The sequence below is a fragment of the Pelagivirga sediminicola genome, from assembly GCF_003072125.1.
In the GTDB taxonomy this organism is placed as follows: Bacteria; Pseudomonadota; Alphaproteobacteria; order Rhodobacterales; family Rhodobacteraceae; genus Roseovarius; species Roseovarius sediminicola.
The window spans coordinates 1-15,303 of record NZ_QCYH01000014.1 but is presented as its reverse complement, the minus strand read 5'-3'; the positions used below and the strand labels follow the sequence as shown (position 1 = coordinate 15,303).

Here is a 15,303-nt window from a genome sequence, read left to right as displayed (position 1 = left end):
AGTACGGCAAGCTGACGACCCTCGACTGCGTCGACTTCCGCGTTGCGGTTCGTTTTGTTGAATGCGACGTTGACGCGGTCAGACCCCGGAACGGCCGTGAGATGAGGCCAACATGAAAGCGCGATCTCAACCTGAAATGCTGCAAATCCGACTGTCCTTTTGCCCTTGGCCGAGCGCTCCGATGTTGAAAGCGGTTGCTATAGATCACGCCAACTGTGTCAGCGCCTCGCGGACCAGTTTGCGGACCAGGCCCACCTTGTAGGCGTTGTGCGACAACGGCTCTGCCCCATCTGTTGCGGCAATGGCGGCTGCGTCGATGGTCTTCTGGTCGAGCGACGCGCCTTCGATCACGCGCTCAGCGGCATGGCAGCGCCATGGGATGGCCGCCACGCCACCGAGCACGATGCGCGCTCTGCCTTCCAAAGGCTCCAGCGTGATCGCCACGCTCGCGCGCGAGAAATCCCAAGCGTTGCGGGGCGCGTTTTTGACGAAGGCGGAGCGCTGACCCTTGCGCACGGGAATTTCGATCGCCGTCAGGATTTCGCCATTTTGAAGACGATGCATGACGGTGATGTTCTCGCCCGGCGGCATGAACAGGTCCCGCGCGGCAAGCGTTCTCGCGCCATCGTGGCCAACCACTTCTATCATGGCATCAAGTGCCACGACGACCGGGCCAAGATCGGAAGGCGTTACGGTATAACACCGGTCGCCGCCGAAGATCGCATGTTCGGCATTGATGCCGTGATGCGCGTCGCAGACGATGCCGCCGTGACGATAACAATACCACGGACCCCGATAATAGGGGCAGCGCGAATCCTGCAACAGGTTGCCGCCAATGGTGCCCATGTTCCGAATCTGGGGGGTGGCGATGCGAGCGGCTCCAAGCGCAAGCGCCGGATGCATCGCGGCCAGATCGCTGTCGCGCTCCAGCGCGGAGAGCTTTGTCAGCGCCCCGATCCTTAGCCTGTCATCGGCCCGTCGAATGCCGGATAACGCGTCAATCCCTTTCAGGTTTATGACATGACCCCGGTTACGCCACTGGCGCTTGAGCTGATCGAGAAGATCGCAGCCTCCGGCCAGATAGGCATGATCCCGGAAATGCTCGGCCGCCAAGGCCAATGCCGCGTCAACCTCTGCAGGTTCGTGCAACGTGAAGGGACGCGGTTCGTCAATTGCCATGCGTGTCATCGGGCGCCTCCTATACCATCAGCTTGCCGGCGCGGCGCAGGTTGTCGTGGACACGTTCCCACGTGAGCGGGATTTCATCCATTCGCACGCCGGTCGCGTTGTAGATGGCGTTGGCGATTGCGGGCGCGCCGCCCAGCATCGGGTTCTCGCCAAAGCCCTTCGCGCCGTAAGGCCCGCCGTCGCTGGGAGCCTCGAGCAGGATGGGCGTGATCTCGGGGTAATCCAGCGCTGTCATCGGTTGCAGCCCCAGATATCCGGGGTTGAGCGGAACGAGACTGTTCGGGTCCACCATCAACCCTTCCGTCAGGCCGTAGCCCAGCCCCATGATGCCGCCACCATGGATCTGCGCCTCGGCCCCGGTCCGGTAGAGGATGCGGCCAACGTCATGCGCGCTGACGAATTTCAGCACGCGCACCTGACCGGTTTCCATGTCCACTTCGACTTCGGCGAAACTCGCGCCCCACGCCTGTGTCGAGGGGTTCCAGACGTAATGTCCGAGGCCAACGATGCCGCCCTTGTCCTGTAGCGCCTGGGCCAGTGCCTGTGTCGCGGGCTTTACGGTCATCGGCGGATGCTGATCGATCTTGCCGGTTGACTCGTTCAGCATCGGGCTCTGATCCGCTTCGGCGTCGTAGTAAGGGGCGAACTCGGTCCGTTTCGGCGCCGCCGCCGCGATGGCAGGCAGATCAAGCCCTGTGCCGTCTGGCCCCTCTATGCGGCCCTCGCGCATAGTCAGATCCTCGGCCGGGATATCCAGCATTCCGGCGGCATGGGTCTTCAACTGGTTTATCAGGTCCTGCGCCGCATTGTAGACGGCCTTGCCGTCGCAGTTGCTGGAGCGGCTCGCGTCGGTCACGAAGGTCCAGGCGACGTTGTCGCTGTCCGCCCAGGTCACGTCGATCGCATCCAATTCCACGCCAAGCGCCTCGGCCGCCACACCGGCGATGCCGGTATGCGCGGCGCAACCGATGTTGCCGGTGCCGAGCGGCAGATGCAGCCGACCTTGCCGGTCGAGCCAGATAAGTCCGTCGCTGTCGGCTCGGCCCGAATGCTGCGCGCCGGTATACATACCGATCCCGCGTCGGATCCGGCCGGACTTGGCCTCGGGCGGCGTTCGCTTGGCCCAGCCGATGGCCTCGGCCCCGAGCCGCACGCAATCGTCCTGCGCGTTCGGACCGATGGTGACATCCGGTACGCCTTCCTGTTTTTCCACGTCGCCCGGGCTTTTCCAGTTCTTGCGCATGAACTCGATCGGGTCCATGCCGACCGCCTCGGCGCATTTGTCCATGTGCAGCGCCAGCGCATAGGACGCGGGCGGCGCGCCGAAACCGCGCATCTCGCCACCCACGGGCATGTTGGTGTAAACTGAATAACCGGTATAGCGCGAGGCGGGCGTCTTGATGGTGTTGAAGAATGCTGCGACGGCAGTCGAATTTACCGGCGTGCCGCTGCTGGCTTAACCGCCATTGGCAAGCACCGCGCGGACGTCGAAGGCGGTCAGAGTGCCGTCGTTGGCCAACCCCGCGCGAATGTCGAAGGTAAAAACGCGACCGAGTGGCTTTAGGTTCCGGTTTTTCTTTCCGCTTTTCCGAATTTTTGTGTGTTCACGCGAACGATCCGCGAGTTGACGCGTTTGTCGTAACGAAAACAAGTTATTCTAAAAGGACGTTCTTTGGTTCCGCGGTGGCTGACAGGTCTGAGTCTGGCCTCTCTCGCCGCAGGTGCTTGGGTTCTCGATTACGTTTTCGCATTTGCGATCGGCTTGGCTTTTTCAGTATTCTGCAATCGTACGGATGCGAAGACTTGGTATGCGCAAGGGCTCTCGGGTTGCTATCAAGGCCGATGCCTTGTCGCTGAGTGCGCGGCAGATCGGCATGTATGGCCTGATGGCGATTGCCCATTTCGGCATGCTGCATTGCAGGTGAAAGTAGACGTGACCGATCCCGTTCTCTGGTTCGTCACGCAGATCACGATGCTCGCGGGTTTTGTCACCTATCTGGTGAACTGGTGGCTGATCCGGGCAGGCATAAAGGAACGGATGTAGAACCGGAAACAATATCGTTCGATTTGCGTTTGGAAAAGGGAAGGCCGAAGATGATGTTCATTTGCAAGCACCATGTTCGCTACCGGAGTCCATTATTCATGTGGGTCCGCGAATGAGCGAGAACGAAACATCCACATCGGACAAGGATGATGACAGCGGGTCCGCTAAAGACCGACGCAAGATCACCATCATGGTCGTCGCTACGGTGCTCGTCCTGGGTATTGTCGCAGGAATAGGTTATTATTTCTATCAGAAGCCGTATGTGACGACCGATGACGCTTTCATAGATGGGCAGATCGTGCGCATCACGGCGCAGCAGACCGGGCGCCTGACCGAAGTTGCCGTCGAGGGAAATGCCAGGGTTCAGGAAGGTGATCTTCTGGCACGGCTCGATGATGCCACCATCACAGCACAGCTCGCATCGGCACGAGCACAAGTGGCCGAGTCAGAGGCGGCGACCGCCGAAGCGAACGCCGCGATCAAACATTCCGAGGCAGCGGCGGAGGGCGCGCGCAGCCAGCGTGACGCGGCCCGCGTCGCGGCGCAAAATGCGAGGACCAAGGCCGATCGCTATGACGAACTTGCCGAGAAATCCGGCCAGACGGCCGTATCGGTCCAGAGCCTGGACGATTTGAACGCCGCCGCGCGACAGGCCGAAGCCGAGGCTGCGACCGCACAGACCGGCGTCACCACGGCCGAAGCGGATGTCGCCGCCAGCAACGCAAGGCTGCAATCGGCTCAGGCGCGATTGGCGGCGGCCAAGGCGGGAGTGCAACAGACGCAGGTCGAGGCCGCAAAGCTCGAGATCACCGCGCCCATTGACGGACAGATCGTGCAGGTGAATGTCAATACCGGCAGCTATGTCACGCCGGGAATGCAGGTGATGGCGCTGGTGCCGGACGATCTGTTCGTCACGGCCAATTTCAAGGAGACGCAACTGCGGCGCATCCGGCCGGGCCAGAAGGTGGAAATCGAGGTCGATGCCTTCCCGGATGTCGAATTCAGGGGCACGGTGCAGTCGATCCAGCATGGTGCCGGTCAGGCGTTCCAGCTCTTGCCGCCACAGAACGCCACGGGCAATTTCGTAAAGGTGGTGCAGCGGGTGCCGGTGCGCATCTCCATCGACAGCCCGCCGCTGTCCGATTTTCCCATCGGGCCCGGCATGTCCGTCGTCCCGCGCATCCGGCCGGAGGACTGACGCGTGGCGGTGGCAGAGACAGAGGGCGGCCGCGCCCGGGACGGCACGCCCGATATGCCACGATCGGCCGCGGGGATGGGCGGCCCGTGGATCATGACGATGACGATTTCCATCGCCACCTTCATGGAAATCCTCGACACCTCCATCGCCAACGTGTCGCTGGCCAACATATCCGGCTCGCTGGGGGTGTCCTTGGATCAGGGCACATGGATCATCACCAGCTACCTCGTCGCCAATGCCATCATCATCCCGATCAGCGGCTTTCTGTCCCGGGCGATCGGGCGCAAGCGCTATTTCATGATCTCCATCGCGCTTTTCACCCTGTCGTCTCTTGTCTGCGCGCTGTCCACCTCGCTGGGGATGCTGATCATCGCGCGTGTCTTCCAGGGCATCGGCGGCGGCGGGCTTGCCCCGGTCGAGCAATCCATGCTTGCCGACAGCTTTCCGCAGGAGAAGCGCGGTCAGGCATTCGCCTTCTTCGGCGTCGTGATCGTGGTCGCCCCGATCATCGGCCCCACCATCGGCGGCTACATCACTGATGTCGTTTCGTGGCACTGGATTTTTCTCATCAACGTGCCGGTCGGCATCCTGGCGCTGTTGCTGGTCGGGCTGATCGTCGCCGAACCCGAAGCCCTGGTCGAGGAAACCGGCAAGCTGCGCAAGGGCGGGCTGAAGATCGATTATGTCGGTTTCATCCTCGTTGCCATCGGCCTTGCCGGGCTGCTGATCACGCTGGATCGGGGGCAGTCGGAAAACTGGTTCGACAGCCCGCTGATCGTCACCACCGCGATCATGGCCGCTGCCGGCCTTGGCCTGATGACGGCATGGGAGCTGAACCACCCCGATCCCATCGTGCCGCTGCACCTGCTGGCAAACCGCAATTTCGCGATCTGCGTGGTGCTGATCATGATCCTGGGGCTGCTTGTCTTCGGCACCATCCAGATCGTGCCGCAGATGTTGCAGCAGGTTTACCACTATTCGTCCTACAACGCGGGGCTTGCGCTGACCTATGGCGGAGTGATCTCGATCTTCATGATGCCGGTGGCGGGGGTGCTGACAGGCAAGGTGGATACCCGCGCGCTGTTGCTGCCCGCCTTTGCGATGCAGGCCGTCGCCTTCTGGTGGCTGGCCGGGTTCAACCTGCAAAGCACCTTTGCCGATGCGGCCTGGGCGCGGTTCATGACCTCCATCGGGCTGCCGTTTCTGTTCATCCCGATCACCACGATCGCCTATGTCGGCCTGAAGCCGGACGAATCCGACAAGGCCTCGGCGATGATCAATTTCTTCCGCAATCTCGGCGGAGCCTTCGGTATCTCGCTCACCCAGACCCTGCTGGTCCGGCGCGAACAGTTCCACCAGTCCCGTGTCACCGAGGGGCTGAACGAGCTGAACCCGGCCTTCACCGATGCGCTGCACCGCGCGGCCGAGGCGGCCGGATCACGCGATGCGGCACTTGGCCTGCTCTATGCCCAGGTCCAGAGGCAGGCGGCGATGATGGCGTATATCGAGGTTTATCACGTCCTGATGTGGCTGGTGATCGGCCTGCTGCCGCTGATCCTGATTTTGCGCCCGGCAAGGGACAGCGCCTGAACCGATCATTCGGCCCCTTGGGTGAAGCCGTCGGAAGACTGCGCGCGCGTCGTCTCATCGGCAAAGGTCAGCGACAGCATCAGCGCGAGCCAAAGCAAGCCGACCAGTGCCGCGATGCGCGTTCCGGCGCCCGCGCCGGTCAGCTCCATGAAGATCGCGGCCACCAGCGCCGCCTTGAATGCCGCAATCGCCATGGCCAGCGGCAGTTTCCACGCCCCGATGTCGAGGTAGGCCCCCACCACCGTCGCGGCCAGCGCGAGGCTGAGCGCGACCCAGACCAGTGCGGCCTTGCGCCAGAGGCGGCCGGGATGCGTCTTTTCCGTCATCCGCCCCTCCCCAACAGGTAAAGCAGGGGAAACAGGAAGATCCAGATCAGGTCGATCAGGTGCCAGTAGAGTCCCAGCACGTGCAGGAACGCGGTGCCGCGCCAGTCCACCCTGCCGCGCCAGAGACGCCAGGCGGCGAGGGACACGGCGGCGACGCCGATGGTCAGGTGGACCGCATGGATCGCCGTCATGATCCAGTAGAAGGAAAAGAAGATCTCGGCACCACGCTCGGGCAAGGCGAAGCCTGCCCCGGGCACGAGGCTCTTGCGGATATCCTCGGCATATTCCACCGCCTTCAGCACCATGAACCCGGCGCCCAGCAGCGACGTCAGGCACAGCCCCCACAGCACATGCCGCCGCAGCCCTTCGCGGCCCGCCCAGACGGCGACGGCCATCGTCGCGCTCGATGTCAGCAGGATCGCGGTGTTGGCGGTGCCGATGATCAGGTTCGTCTCGGCCCCCGCGGCCAGGAAGCCGTCCGGATAGAGAAAGCGGTAGACGGAGTAGCCCGTGAAAAGCCCTCCGAAGAATACCAGCTCGGACGCAAGGAAGATCCAGATGCCGAGTTCCGCCGCCCCGCGTTGCCGGGCCAGTGTCTGGAAGGGCTCGTTCAGGCCGCTCATCGAGGGTCCTCCGGCCTGTCGTCCTGATCTTCGCGGTCCCGTGCATCCTCGCGCTCGGTCGGTTCGGCATGCGCCGGGTGGTAATCGTAGGGCGCGCTGTCCACCACCGGCGGCTCCGCGAAATTTTCACGGGGCGGCGGCGAGGCGGTCGCCCATTCCAGCCCCGTCGCGCGCCACGGATTGTCGCCCGCCATCCGGCCGCGCCAGAGCGACAGCGCGAAATAGACGAACGGCAGCGCATAGGCCAGCGCCAGGATCATCGCGCCGAAGGACGACATCAGGTTGAGGATCTGGAACTCGGGCGGATAGCTCCAGTAGCGGCGCGGCATCCCCATGAAGCCCAGGATGAACTGCGGAAAGAAGGTGACGTTGAAGCCGACGAACATCAGAAGGGCGGCGGCGCGCGCGAAGCCTTCGGAATACATGCGCCCGGTGATCTTCGGCCACCAGAAATGCAGCCCCGCAAAGAAGGCCGAGACCATGCCGCCCACCATGATGTAATGGAAATGCGCGACGATGAAATAAGTGTCGGTCACATGCACGTCCACCGGCACCGATGCAAGGAACAGCCCCGTCAGCCCACCCATGGTAAAGAGGCCGACAAACCCCAGCGCATAGAGCATCGACGCCTCGAAGGTGATATGCCCGCCATAGAGCGTGGCGGACCAGTTGAACACCTTGATCGCCGAGGGCACCGCGATGACGAAGCTCAGCAGCGAGAAGATCAGGCTGGCGAAGGTCGACTGCCCCGACACGAACATGTGATGTCCCCAGACGAAGAAGCCGAAGATGGCGATGCCGAGGATGGCAAAGACCATCGCCTCGTAGCCGAACACCTTGCGGCGCGAAAAGCAGGTCAGCACCTCGGTCACGACGCCCATGCCGGGCAGGATCATGATGTAGACCGCCGGGTGCGAATAGAACCAGAAGATGTGCTGGAAGAGGATCGGATCGCCCCCGCGGGTGGGATCGAAGAGGCCAAGGTCGAACACCCGCTCGCCGACGATCATCGCCAGCACGATGGCCAGTGCCGGGGTGGCCAGCACCAGGATGATCGAGGTGGCATAGATCGACCAGACGAAGAGCGGCAGGCGCATCCATGTCATGCCCTTGGTGCGCTGCGTATGCACCGTGACGATGAAGTTCAGCCCCGTGGCGATGGAGGAGAACCCGGCGACGAACACCCCGGCGGCGGCAAGGGTGACATAGCTGTTGGAATAGAGCGTCGAATAGGGCGTGTAGAAGGTCCAGCCGGTATCGACGCCGCCCAGCAGCAGCGCGACCAGCGCCAGCGTGCCGCCGGCGATGTTGAGATACCAGCTGAGAAGGTTGAGCCGGGGAAAGGCCACGTCGCGCGCGCCGATGGCCATCGGCAGGATGAAATTGCCCAGCGTCGTCGGCACCGCCGGGATCAGGAAGAACCACACCATGATGACGCCGTGCAGGGTGAACAGCCGGTTGTAGGTATCGGCCGACACCAGATCGCCCGTCGGCGTCATCAGCTCCGTGCGCATCACCGCCGCCGCGATGCCGCCGATCAGGAAGAAGACGGTGATCGACGCGAGATACAGCAGCCCGATCCGCTTGTGATCGGTGGTCAGCAGCCAGGATCTCAGCGTGGTGCCCGCGCCGAGGTAACTCGGCGGCAGCGAATAGCCGTGATCGGGGGTTCCCGGATGGGCGGCATCGGTCATGGGGTGTCCCCTTTCAGGCTGCGGATATAGGCGACCAGCGCCGCGACCTCCTCCTCGTCCAGCAGGTCGGCGAAATCGGGCATGATGGGGGCATAACCCGCCACGATGTCGCGGCGGGGCAGCAGGATCGAATCCTGGATATAGGCGGCATCGGCCGTCACCACCCGCCCGTCCGCCAGCGGCACCTGCCGCCCGTAGAGGCCCGCCAACTCCGGCGCATGGACCGCCGATCCCGCCGCGTGGCAGCCCGAACAGCCTGCGGAGGTGAACAGCGCGCGGCCCGCCGCGATCAGCCCCGCGCCCTCCGGGCGACTGTCCAGCCAGGCGGCGAAATCGCCCGGCTCCATCACCACGATCTCGCCCAGCATCTTTGAGTGGCCCGTGCCGCAATATTCGGCGCAGAGCAGCGGATAGGTGCCGGGCTTGTCCGCCTCGAACCACATCGTCGCGGTGCGCCCCGGCACCACGTCCTGTTTCAGCCGGAAGGCGGGCACGAAGAAGGAATGGATCACGTCCTGGCTGTTGAGATAAAGCGCGACGGGCCGGCCCGCGGGCACATGCAGCGTCGAAAGCTCGCGCGTGCCGTCCGGGTGGCTGGCCTTCCACATCCATTGCTTGGCCTCGATATGGATCTCCATCGCATCGGCCGGCGCGCCGGCCTGTTGCAGGTTGGCCGAGGTGGTCCACCAGAAGAAGAACAGCGCGACGATGGCGGTGGCGGCGATCCAGCCGATCTCGATCTCGCGGTGGACGAGGCGCGACACCTTGTGGCGCGTCACCTTGCTGCCGCTGCGAAAGCGGATGGAAAACCCGATGATCAGCCCTGCGACGAGCAGCAAGATCAGCACCGAGAACCCCGTCAGCACCGCAAAGAGGCGGTCGAAGCTCTCGGCATGGGCGCCCGCCCGCGACCAGAATGCGCCGCTCATGTCGCCCGCCTTTCACGCCAGAAGGCGAGGCCCAGCCCGGCGCCGAGGATCAGCAGGGTCAGACCACTCAGCAGGCTCAGCACCCGCCAGATGGCCAGCGAATAGCGCCCCGTCACCGGATCGAACCCGTAGCAGAGGACGATCAGTTGCGTGGCGATTGCGCCGGTGCCGAAACGCGCGCCGAGGATCGCGCGGCGCAGGGCGTCGGGGGCGGCATCGAAGGCGGGCAGCACCGCGCTGACGCCGCCATCGGCGCGTAGCACGAAGCGTGCGGCGGGATGCGCGAATTGGCCTGTTTCCGCGTCATGGGCATAGCCATAGCCAAGCGCGGCGGTCATGCGCTCCAGCGCGGGTCCGTCCGGCTGCATGACGCGAATGGCGGGACGCATCCCGGTCGGGGTCTGGCGCGCGATAAAATCCTGCGCCGTCGCGGAATCGTCGCGCGGATCGAGGCCGACGACGATCAGCGCGTAATCCTCGCCGGGTGCAAGCCCGACTTCCGCAAGCAGCCCGGCCGTCTGCGCCAGCACGGCATCGCAGACATGGCTGCAATCGAAATCGGCAAGGATCAAAACCGTCGGCAGGCCGGGCGCGAAATTCACCGCCGCATCTTCCGGCAGATCGACGCGCACCCGGTCAAGCTGCTGCTGCGTCAGCCCCGCCACGGCGGGACCGGCCAGCACGAGCAGAAGGAGGATCGCGCGGATCATGGCCTGGCCTCCAGCGTGCCGCGTTGCACGACCTCGGCCATGGCGTCCTCGATGGGGGTGCGTCCCCCGGCTCCGGCAAGGCGGGCCTGCTCGGCGGCCTCATAGCTGCGGAACGCCTCGATCGGGTAGGTTTCCAGCCCCGGCGGCGCAAAACCTGCCGCCTTGTTCGGCATGTCGCGCGCGGCGGGATAGACCAGCCAGATCAGCGCGACGCAAAGCCCCGCGAAACCCGCGATGCCGAGGATCACCGTCACGGTCCAGCCTGCCGGAAAGACGTTCGGCTCGCTTCTCGCATCATCGCTCATGGCGCCCTCCCGCGATCAGGAGGGCCAGCGACAGGGCCGCTGCAACTGTCGCAATCGCCACCATGCCGACCGCGCCGCACTCTGGTGCGAGCAGCCAGACAAGGTGCGCCAGCCCGCCGACGAGCATGGCACCGCCGATCACCCGCAGCGCAGCAGCGCTTTTACGGATGCGGCTGGACAGCAGCGCCGCGAACGGCCCCGCGATGCCGACGATGAACGACAGCCAGAGCCACCCCGGCCCCCAGCCGTCTTGCCGCGCCAGATACCACGCGGCCTTGTGCGGCAGGTTGCCGGTCCAGCTGACGACATATTCCATGGCGGCAAGGTAGAAGACCCCGAGGACGCAGACCAGCAACAGCCCGCCGATGTCGCCATCCCCGCCCGAGAGCACCGCCACCGCCGCCAGCGCCAGCGCCAGTTGCAGCACCGCCAGATGCGCGCCGAAGGCGGTCGAGACGAAGCCGGGATCGAGCGACAGCACCCAATCGGCACTGGCCACGGACACGGCCAGCGCATACAAGGTCAGCGCGAGCGCGGCGAGGACCGGCGGCAGCGGGCGCATGGCGACGAAGCCCAGAACGCTCCACAGGATCAGCACCGCCGCGCCGCGCAGGGCAAAGAAGGGCACGTCGAACCACAGCGCCGGGTCGGTTTCGCCTTCCCACCACGGGAACAGCAGCGGTGCGAGCGGCACCAGAGCCACGCCCAAAAGCGCCACCGCCCATGTCCCGCGCGCCAGCACGCCCAGCACCGGCGCGGCGCGGACCAGCCACCGCCCCCCGGTCAGCGCCCCGATCAGGAGCCAGACCGACGCGCCGGTGCAAACCGACAGGCAGAAGAGCCACCCCGCCAGCGCCCCGCGCGCCAGCGCGACGGGATCGAGCGTCAGGACGGCGACGATCATAGCAGCGGCGGCGGCGAGCAGCAGCAGGGCCGCTGCGGCGGGACCGGGCATATGGCGCGAGTCAGCGGTCATCCTGCCCTCCGGTCGGAACGGCGGCGCGGGCCGGGGCTTCGGGCGGCACCTCGGGCGCGGCGGCCTGCAAGGCGCGGATGTAGGCGGTGATCGCCCAGCGGTCGCGCGGCGGCACACGGTCCGCGTAGGGATACATCACGCCGTAGCCATTCGTCATCACCTCGACGAAATGCCGCGCCGGGGCGGCGCGCAACCGCGCCGTCAGGTAGGAGGGCGGCGCCGGAAAGCCGCGCTGCACCACGCGCCCGTCACCCGCGCCGGTCAGCCCGTGGCAGGGCGCGCAGAAGATGTCGTAGCGCCCGCGTCCCCGCGCCAGCAGCTCCGCCGTGATCTCGGGCGGCTCCGCCAGCGCGGCCTTGGCGGCCAGCGCGCCGCGCGCGACGGTGCCCGGCACCAGCGGGCGCGCCGAGCCGCCATCGGCCCAGATCTCCGAAGGCTCCAGATAGGTGAATTTCGGCTGCTCCACCATGTCCTCCTTGCAGGCGGAAAGGGCCGCAAGCGCAATAAGGATCACCGCGCGGCGGATCATGACGCCACCTCGACGATCTCGCGCAGGCCCGAAAGCCGCGACAGCGCGATGCGGTCCGGCAGCGTGTCATTGTCCGGCAGGCTCAGGTAAAACAGGTCATCGCTGGCCCGCTCGGTCGCTGTCGTGGCAAAGAACGGATGATGCAGGCGCGGCAACCCGCAGCAGGCGAACAGGGCGACCAGCCCGGCAAAGGCGGCGGCGAGGATGCCCATCTCGAACACGGCAAAGGTGAAGATCTGCCAGGAATTGTCGGGCCTCCCGCCGGAATTGAGCGGATACCACTGCACCGAGGTCCACCATTGCACCCCCCAGGTCAGCGCGCCCACCGCCACGCCGGCAGCCAGCATGATGGCGCGCACGGGCGGCTCGGGCAGGTCCAGCAGTTCGTCAAGATCGGGGATGTGGAAGGGCACATGCGCGGCCATGTCCGCGACGCCCTTGTCGCGCATCTGCCGCGCCGCCGCGATCAGCGCCGCAGGATCGTCGAAGACCAGCAGCAGGCGGGTCATGGCGCGGCCTCCTGATGGATGCGGGCCTTGACCTCGTGCATCGAGGCGACGGGGACCAGCCGCACGAACAGGAAGAACAGCAACGAGAAGAACCCCAGCGAGCCCGCCAGCAGCAGCCAGTCCCAGATCGTCGGCCAGAAGATGGACCATTGCGCCGGCAGATGGCCGCGGGCCGGGGTGACGGCGACGATCAGGATCCGCTCCAGCCACATGCCGACATTGATCAGGATCGAGATGCCGACGATCCAGGGCAGGGACCGGCGGAACAGCGGAAACCAGAACAGCTGGGGGATCAGGCAGTTGCAGACCAGCATGGCGATGTAGATCGGCCCGTATGTGCCGAAGAACTCCCACCAGACCAGATAGATGTCGGCCTTTTCCTGCGCATACCAGGCAAAGAACCATTCGCTGGCATAGGAGAGCGACAGCACCAGCGCGCCGAAGAGCAGCACCTTGCCCATGACATCGAAATGCGCGCGCGTGATCAGCGCCTGCAGCCCCAGCGCGCGCCGGATCGCGGCGGCCAGCAGCACCACCATGGCAAAACCCGAATACATCGCGCCGACCACGAAATAAGGGGGAAAGATCGTCTCCTGCCAGCCCGGCATCAGCCCGGCGGCGAAATCGAGGCCGACGACCGAATGCACCGATACCACCAGCGGCACGCCGAGGGCGGCCATGGCGGTGTAATAGCTCTGGTAGATCTTCCAGTGCCGCGCCGAGTTGCGCCAGCCCATGGCGAGGAGGCCGAAGACCACCTGCCGCCCACGCGTCCTGGCCCGGTCGCGCATGGTGGCGAAGTCGGGCAGCGCGCCGGTATACCAGAACATCAGCGAGAACAGCAGGTAGCTGGCGATGGCGAAGAAATCCCAGACCAGCGGGCTGCGCCACTGCGGATAGACCCCCATCGTGTCGGGATAGGGCACGAGCCAATAGAACAGCCATGGCCGCCCGAGGTGCAGGATCGGGAACAGCCCGGCGATGGCGGCGGCAAAGAGCGTCATCGCTTCGGCAAAGCGGCTGACGCTCGCGCGCCAGCGTTGCCGCGTCAGCAGCAGCATCGCGGAGATCAGCGTGCCGGCGTTGCCGATGCCGATCCACCAGACGTAATTGGCCAGCGCGAAGCCCCAGACATTGGCGGTGTTCACGCCCCAGATGCCGACCCCCTGCCACAGCAGCCAGACGATGCTGACGACCATCACCCCCGTCAGCGCCAGCGAGATCAGGAATCCGGTCCACCAGCCGCGCCCGAAATGCGGCTCCAAGAGCGGTGCGGCCACCGCATCGGTGATGGCGGCAGGCGCGAGGTCGGGCAGGTAGCGGCTCATCCCTCTTCCTCCGGCACCACCCGGGCCAGGTAGGTGGTGCGCGGCCGCGTGCCCAGTTCGTCCAGCAACGTGTAATGGCGCGGATCGGCCTTGGCCGCGGTGACGGCGGCGCCGGGATCGTTCAGGTCGCCGAAGGTGATCGCCTCTGCCGGACAGGCCGCCTGGCATGCGGTCACCACCTCGCCCTCGGCGATGTCGCGGTTCTCGGTCTTCGCCTCGCGACGGGCCGCCGAGATGCGCTGCACGCAATAGGTGCATTTCTCCATCACGCCGCGCGCGCGGACGCTGACATCGGGGTTGCGCAGCGCCTGCAGCAGGTCGGCGCCCTGGTTCTCGAACGCCTGCTTGTCGGCATAGTCGAAAAAGTTGAAATGCCGCACCTTGTAGGGGCAGTTGGCCTGGCAGAACCGCGTGCCGATGCAGCGGTTGTAGACCTGCACGTTCAGCCCCTCGCTGTCATGCACCGATGCCTCGACCGGGCAGACAGGCTCGCAAGGGGCCTGTTCGCAATGCATGCAGGGCACGGGCTGAAAGCCGCTGCCGCCGGTATCGAGGTCATAGCGGTCCACCCGAATCCAGTGCATGTTGCGCCCCCGGCGGATTTCCTCGGGGCCGACCACGGGGATGTTATTCTCGGACTGGCAGGCGATCATGCAGGCGTTGCAGCCGATGCAGGCGTCGGTGTCGATCACCATGCCCCAGGCGTAACCCTCGCTTTCGCGGGGCGGGTAAAAGGATGGCCGCGGCGGGGGCGGTTCGGACGGCAGGTCGCGCGCCAGTTTCAGCAGCTCGCGCCCGTGCTGGCTGAAATCGCTCTGCACCCGCGCCAGATCCTCGCGCCCGCCGGCGCGGCGCAGGGTGACGAACGGGCCGAGATCCTGCACCCGCGCCCCGATGCCAGTGCCAATGGGTCCCGCGGCGGTGCGGCCATATCCGGTCATCAGCGTCACGCAGCCCAGCGCCTGCCCCTCGACCACGATCGCGGGCAGGGTGACGCTTGCGCCGCCCGACGTCAGCTCCACCAGATCGCCATCCTCGATGCCCTCCGCATCCTCGGGGGCGAGCCAGGCGGCATTGCCCCAGACCTGCTTGGCGACGGGATCGGGGCATTCCTGCAGCCAGGCGTTGCCGGCAAAGCTGCCATCGAGGACCGAGGGCGAGGGGCGGCGCGAGACCTCCAACGCGCCGGCAGGGGGCGCGCGCCGGTCGGGAGCGGCAGACGCGGGTGCCGCGATCTCCTCCGGGCCTGTTCCCGCGACCACGCCGTCATGCAGGGCTGTCCGTCGTCAAATAAAATGGGACATCAGAGCGGCTTGAGCATTGGAGGCTCTGGCTCGTTCGTGTGATTGATTAT

The 15,303-nt window shown here is 65.5% G+C and carries 17 protein-coding genes and 1 pseudogene; 4 read left to right on the top strand and 14 right to left on the bottom strand.

Annotated elements, in window-relative coordinates; translation table 11 throughout:
- Positions 1 to 204 precede the first annotated feature (204 nt).
- The 3 genes and pseudogenes from DC366_RS16540 to DC366_RS20520 form a co-directional block, all read right to left on the bottom strand.
- Complete coding sequence (locus tag DC366_RS16540) at positions 205 to 1,188, bottom strand: FAD binding domain-containing protein (protein WP_108693328.1); 984 nt, start codon at positions 1,186 to 1,188, stop codon at positions 205 to 207.
- 10 nt (positions 1,189 to 1,198) lie between these two features.
- On the bottom strand, positions 1,199 to 2,431 hold the full coding sequence (locus tag DC366_RS16535) for a xanthine dehydrogenase family protein molybdopterin-binding subunit (protein ID WP_341476704.1): 1,233 nt from the start codon (positions 2,429 to 2,431) through the stop codon (positions 1,199 to 1,201).
- Positions 2,432 to 2,623 (bottom strand): annotated as a pseudogene (locus tag DC366_RS20520) (molybdopterin cofactor-binding domain-containing protein); the annotation flags it as partial.
- A gap of 286 nt (positions 2,624 to 2,909) precedes the next feature.
- On the opposite strand from DC366_RS20520, the gene DC366_RS20490 reads away from it, so the two are divergent.
- The 4 genes from DC366_RS20490 to DC366_RS16520 all read left to right on the top strand — a co-directional run bounded on the left by DC366_RS20490 (position 2,910) and on the right by DC366_RS16520 (position 6,020).
- Positions 2,910 to 3,113: a DUF4396 domain-containing protein gene (locus DC366_RS20490; RefSeq protein WP_279305768.1), complete on the top strand. Its 204-nt coding sequence runs from the start codon at positions 2,910 to 2,912 to the stop codon at positions 3,111 to 3,113.
- Between the two features lie 8 nt (positions 3,114 to 3,121).
- On the top strand, positions 3,122 to 3,232 hold the full coding sequence (locus DC366_RS20355) for a DUF4396 domain-containing protein (protein ID WP_243405188.1): 111 nt from the start codon (positions 3,122 to 3,124) through the stop codon (positions 3,230 to 3,232).
- A 112-nt stretch (positions 3,233 to 3,344) separates the two neighbouring features.
- Complete coding sequence (locus DC366_RS16525) at positions 3,345 to 4,430, top strand: HlyD family secretion protein (RefSeq protein ID WP_108693326.1); 1,086 nt, start codon at positions 3,345 to 3,347, stop codon at positions 4,428 to 4,430.
- 3 nt (positions 4,431 to 4,433) lie between these two features.
- The gene (locus tag DC366_RS16520; protein WP_207768757.1) at positions 4,434 to 6,020 is read left to right on the top strand and encodes a DHA2 family efflux MFS transporter permease subunit; all 1,587 of its coding nucleotides are present in this window, start codon (positions 4,434 to 4,436) and stop codon (positions 6,018 to 6,020) included.
- Between the two features lie 5 nt (positions 6,021 to 6,025).
- Here DC366_RS16520 and DC366_RS16515 read toward each other — a convergent pair whose 3' ends face one another.
- Genes DC366_RS16515 through DC366_RS16465 form a run of 11 tightly spaced genes read right to left on the bottom strand, consistent with a single transcriptional unit; the run spans position 6,026 to position 15,211 of the window.
- The gene (locus DC366_RS16515) at positions 6,026 to 6,346 is read right to left on the bottom strand and encodes a cytochrome C oxidase subunit IV family protein (RefSeq protein ID WP_108693325.1); all 321 of its coding nucleotides are present in this window, start codon (positions 6,344 to 6,346) and stop codon (positions 6,026 to 6,028) included.
- Positions 6,343 to 6,969 (bottom strand): cytochrome c oxidase subunit 3, encoded by a 627-nt coding sequence (locus DC366_RS16510; protein WP_108693324.1) that lies wholly within the window; start codon positions 6,967 to 6,969, stop codon positions 6,343 to 6,345. The genes DC366_RS16515 and DC366_RS16510 overlap by 4 nt, the downstream gene beginning before the upstream one ends.
- Positions 6,966 to 8,663 (bottom strand): cytochrome c oxidase subunit I, encoded by a 1,698-nt coding sequence (locus DC366_RS16505; protein WP_108693323.1) that lies wholly within the window; start codon positions 8,661 to 8,663, stop codon positions 6,966 to 6,968. The genes DC366_RS16510 and DC366_RS16505 overlap by 4 nt, the downstream gene beginning before the upstream one ends.
- Entirely contained in the window at positions 8,660 to 9,592 is a 933-nt protein-coding gene (gene coxB / locus DC366_RS16500) for a cytochrome c oxidase subunit II (protein ID WP_108693322.1), read from the bottom strand. The genes DC366_RS16505 and coxB overlap by 4 nt, the downstream gene beginning before the upstream one ends.
- Positions 9,589 to 10,302: a thioredoxin domain-containing protein gene (locus tag DC366_RS16495; RefSeq protein ID WP_108693321.1), complete on the bottom strand. Its 714-nt coding sequence runs from the start codon at positions 10,300 to 10,302 to the stop codon at positions 9,589 to 9,591. Before DC366_RS16495 ends, coxB begins: the two co-directional genes overlap by 4 nt.
- Complete coding sequence (locus DC366_RS16490) at positions 10,299 to 10,607, bottom strand: hypothetical protein (RefSeq protein ID WP_108693320.1); 309 nt, start codon at positions 10,605 to 10,607, stop codon at positions 10,299 to 10,301. The genes DC366_RS16495 and DC366_RS16490 overlap by 4 nt, the downstream gene beginning before the upstream one ends.
- Positions 10,597 to 11,583 carry a hypothetical protein gene (locus DC366_RS16485; protein WP_133176230.1) on the bottom strand — a complete coding sequence of 329 codons (987 nt, stop codon included), beginning with the start codon at positions 11,581 to 11,583 and terminating at the stop codon, positions 10,597 to 10,599. Before DC366_RS16485 ends, DC366_RS16490 begins: the two co-directional genes overlap by 11 nt.
- Positions 11,573 to 12,112, bottom strand: a complete 540-nt coding sequence (locus DC366_RS16480) for a c-type cytochrome (protein ID WP_243405187.1) — start codon at positions 12,110 to 12,112, stop codon at positions 11,573 to 11,575. Before DC366_RS16480 ends, DC366_RS16485 begins: the two co-directional genes overlap by 11 nt.
- Positions 12,109 to 12,621, bottom strand: coding sequence for a DUF3341 domain-containing protein (locus tag DC366_RS16475; protein ID WP_108693318.1), 513 nt, complete (start codon positions 12,619 to 12,621; stop codon positions 12,109 to 12,111). The genes DC366_RS16480 and DC366_RS16475 overlap by 4 nt, the downstream gene beginning before the upstream one ends.
- A complete protein-coding gene (gene nrfD, locus DC366_RS16470; protein WP_108693317.1) occupies positions 12,618 to 13,949 on the bottom strand; it encodes an NrfD/PsrC family molybdoenzyme membrane anchor subunit in 1,332 nt (443 codons plus the stop codon). Before nrfD ends, DC366_RS16475 begins: the two co-directional genes overlap by 4 nt.
- Positions 13,946 to 15,211, bottom strand: a complete 1,266-nt coding sequence (locus DC366_RS16465) for a 4Fe-4S dicluster domain-containing protein (protein WP_207768756.1) — start codon at positions 15,209 to 15,211, stop codon at positions 13,946 to 13,948. Before DC366_RS16465 ends, nrfD begins: the two co-directional genes overlap by 4 nt.
- Between the last annotated feature and the right edge of the window lie 92 nt (positions 15,212 to 15,303).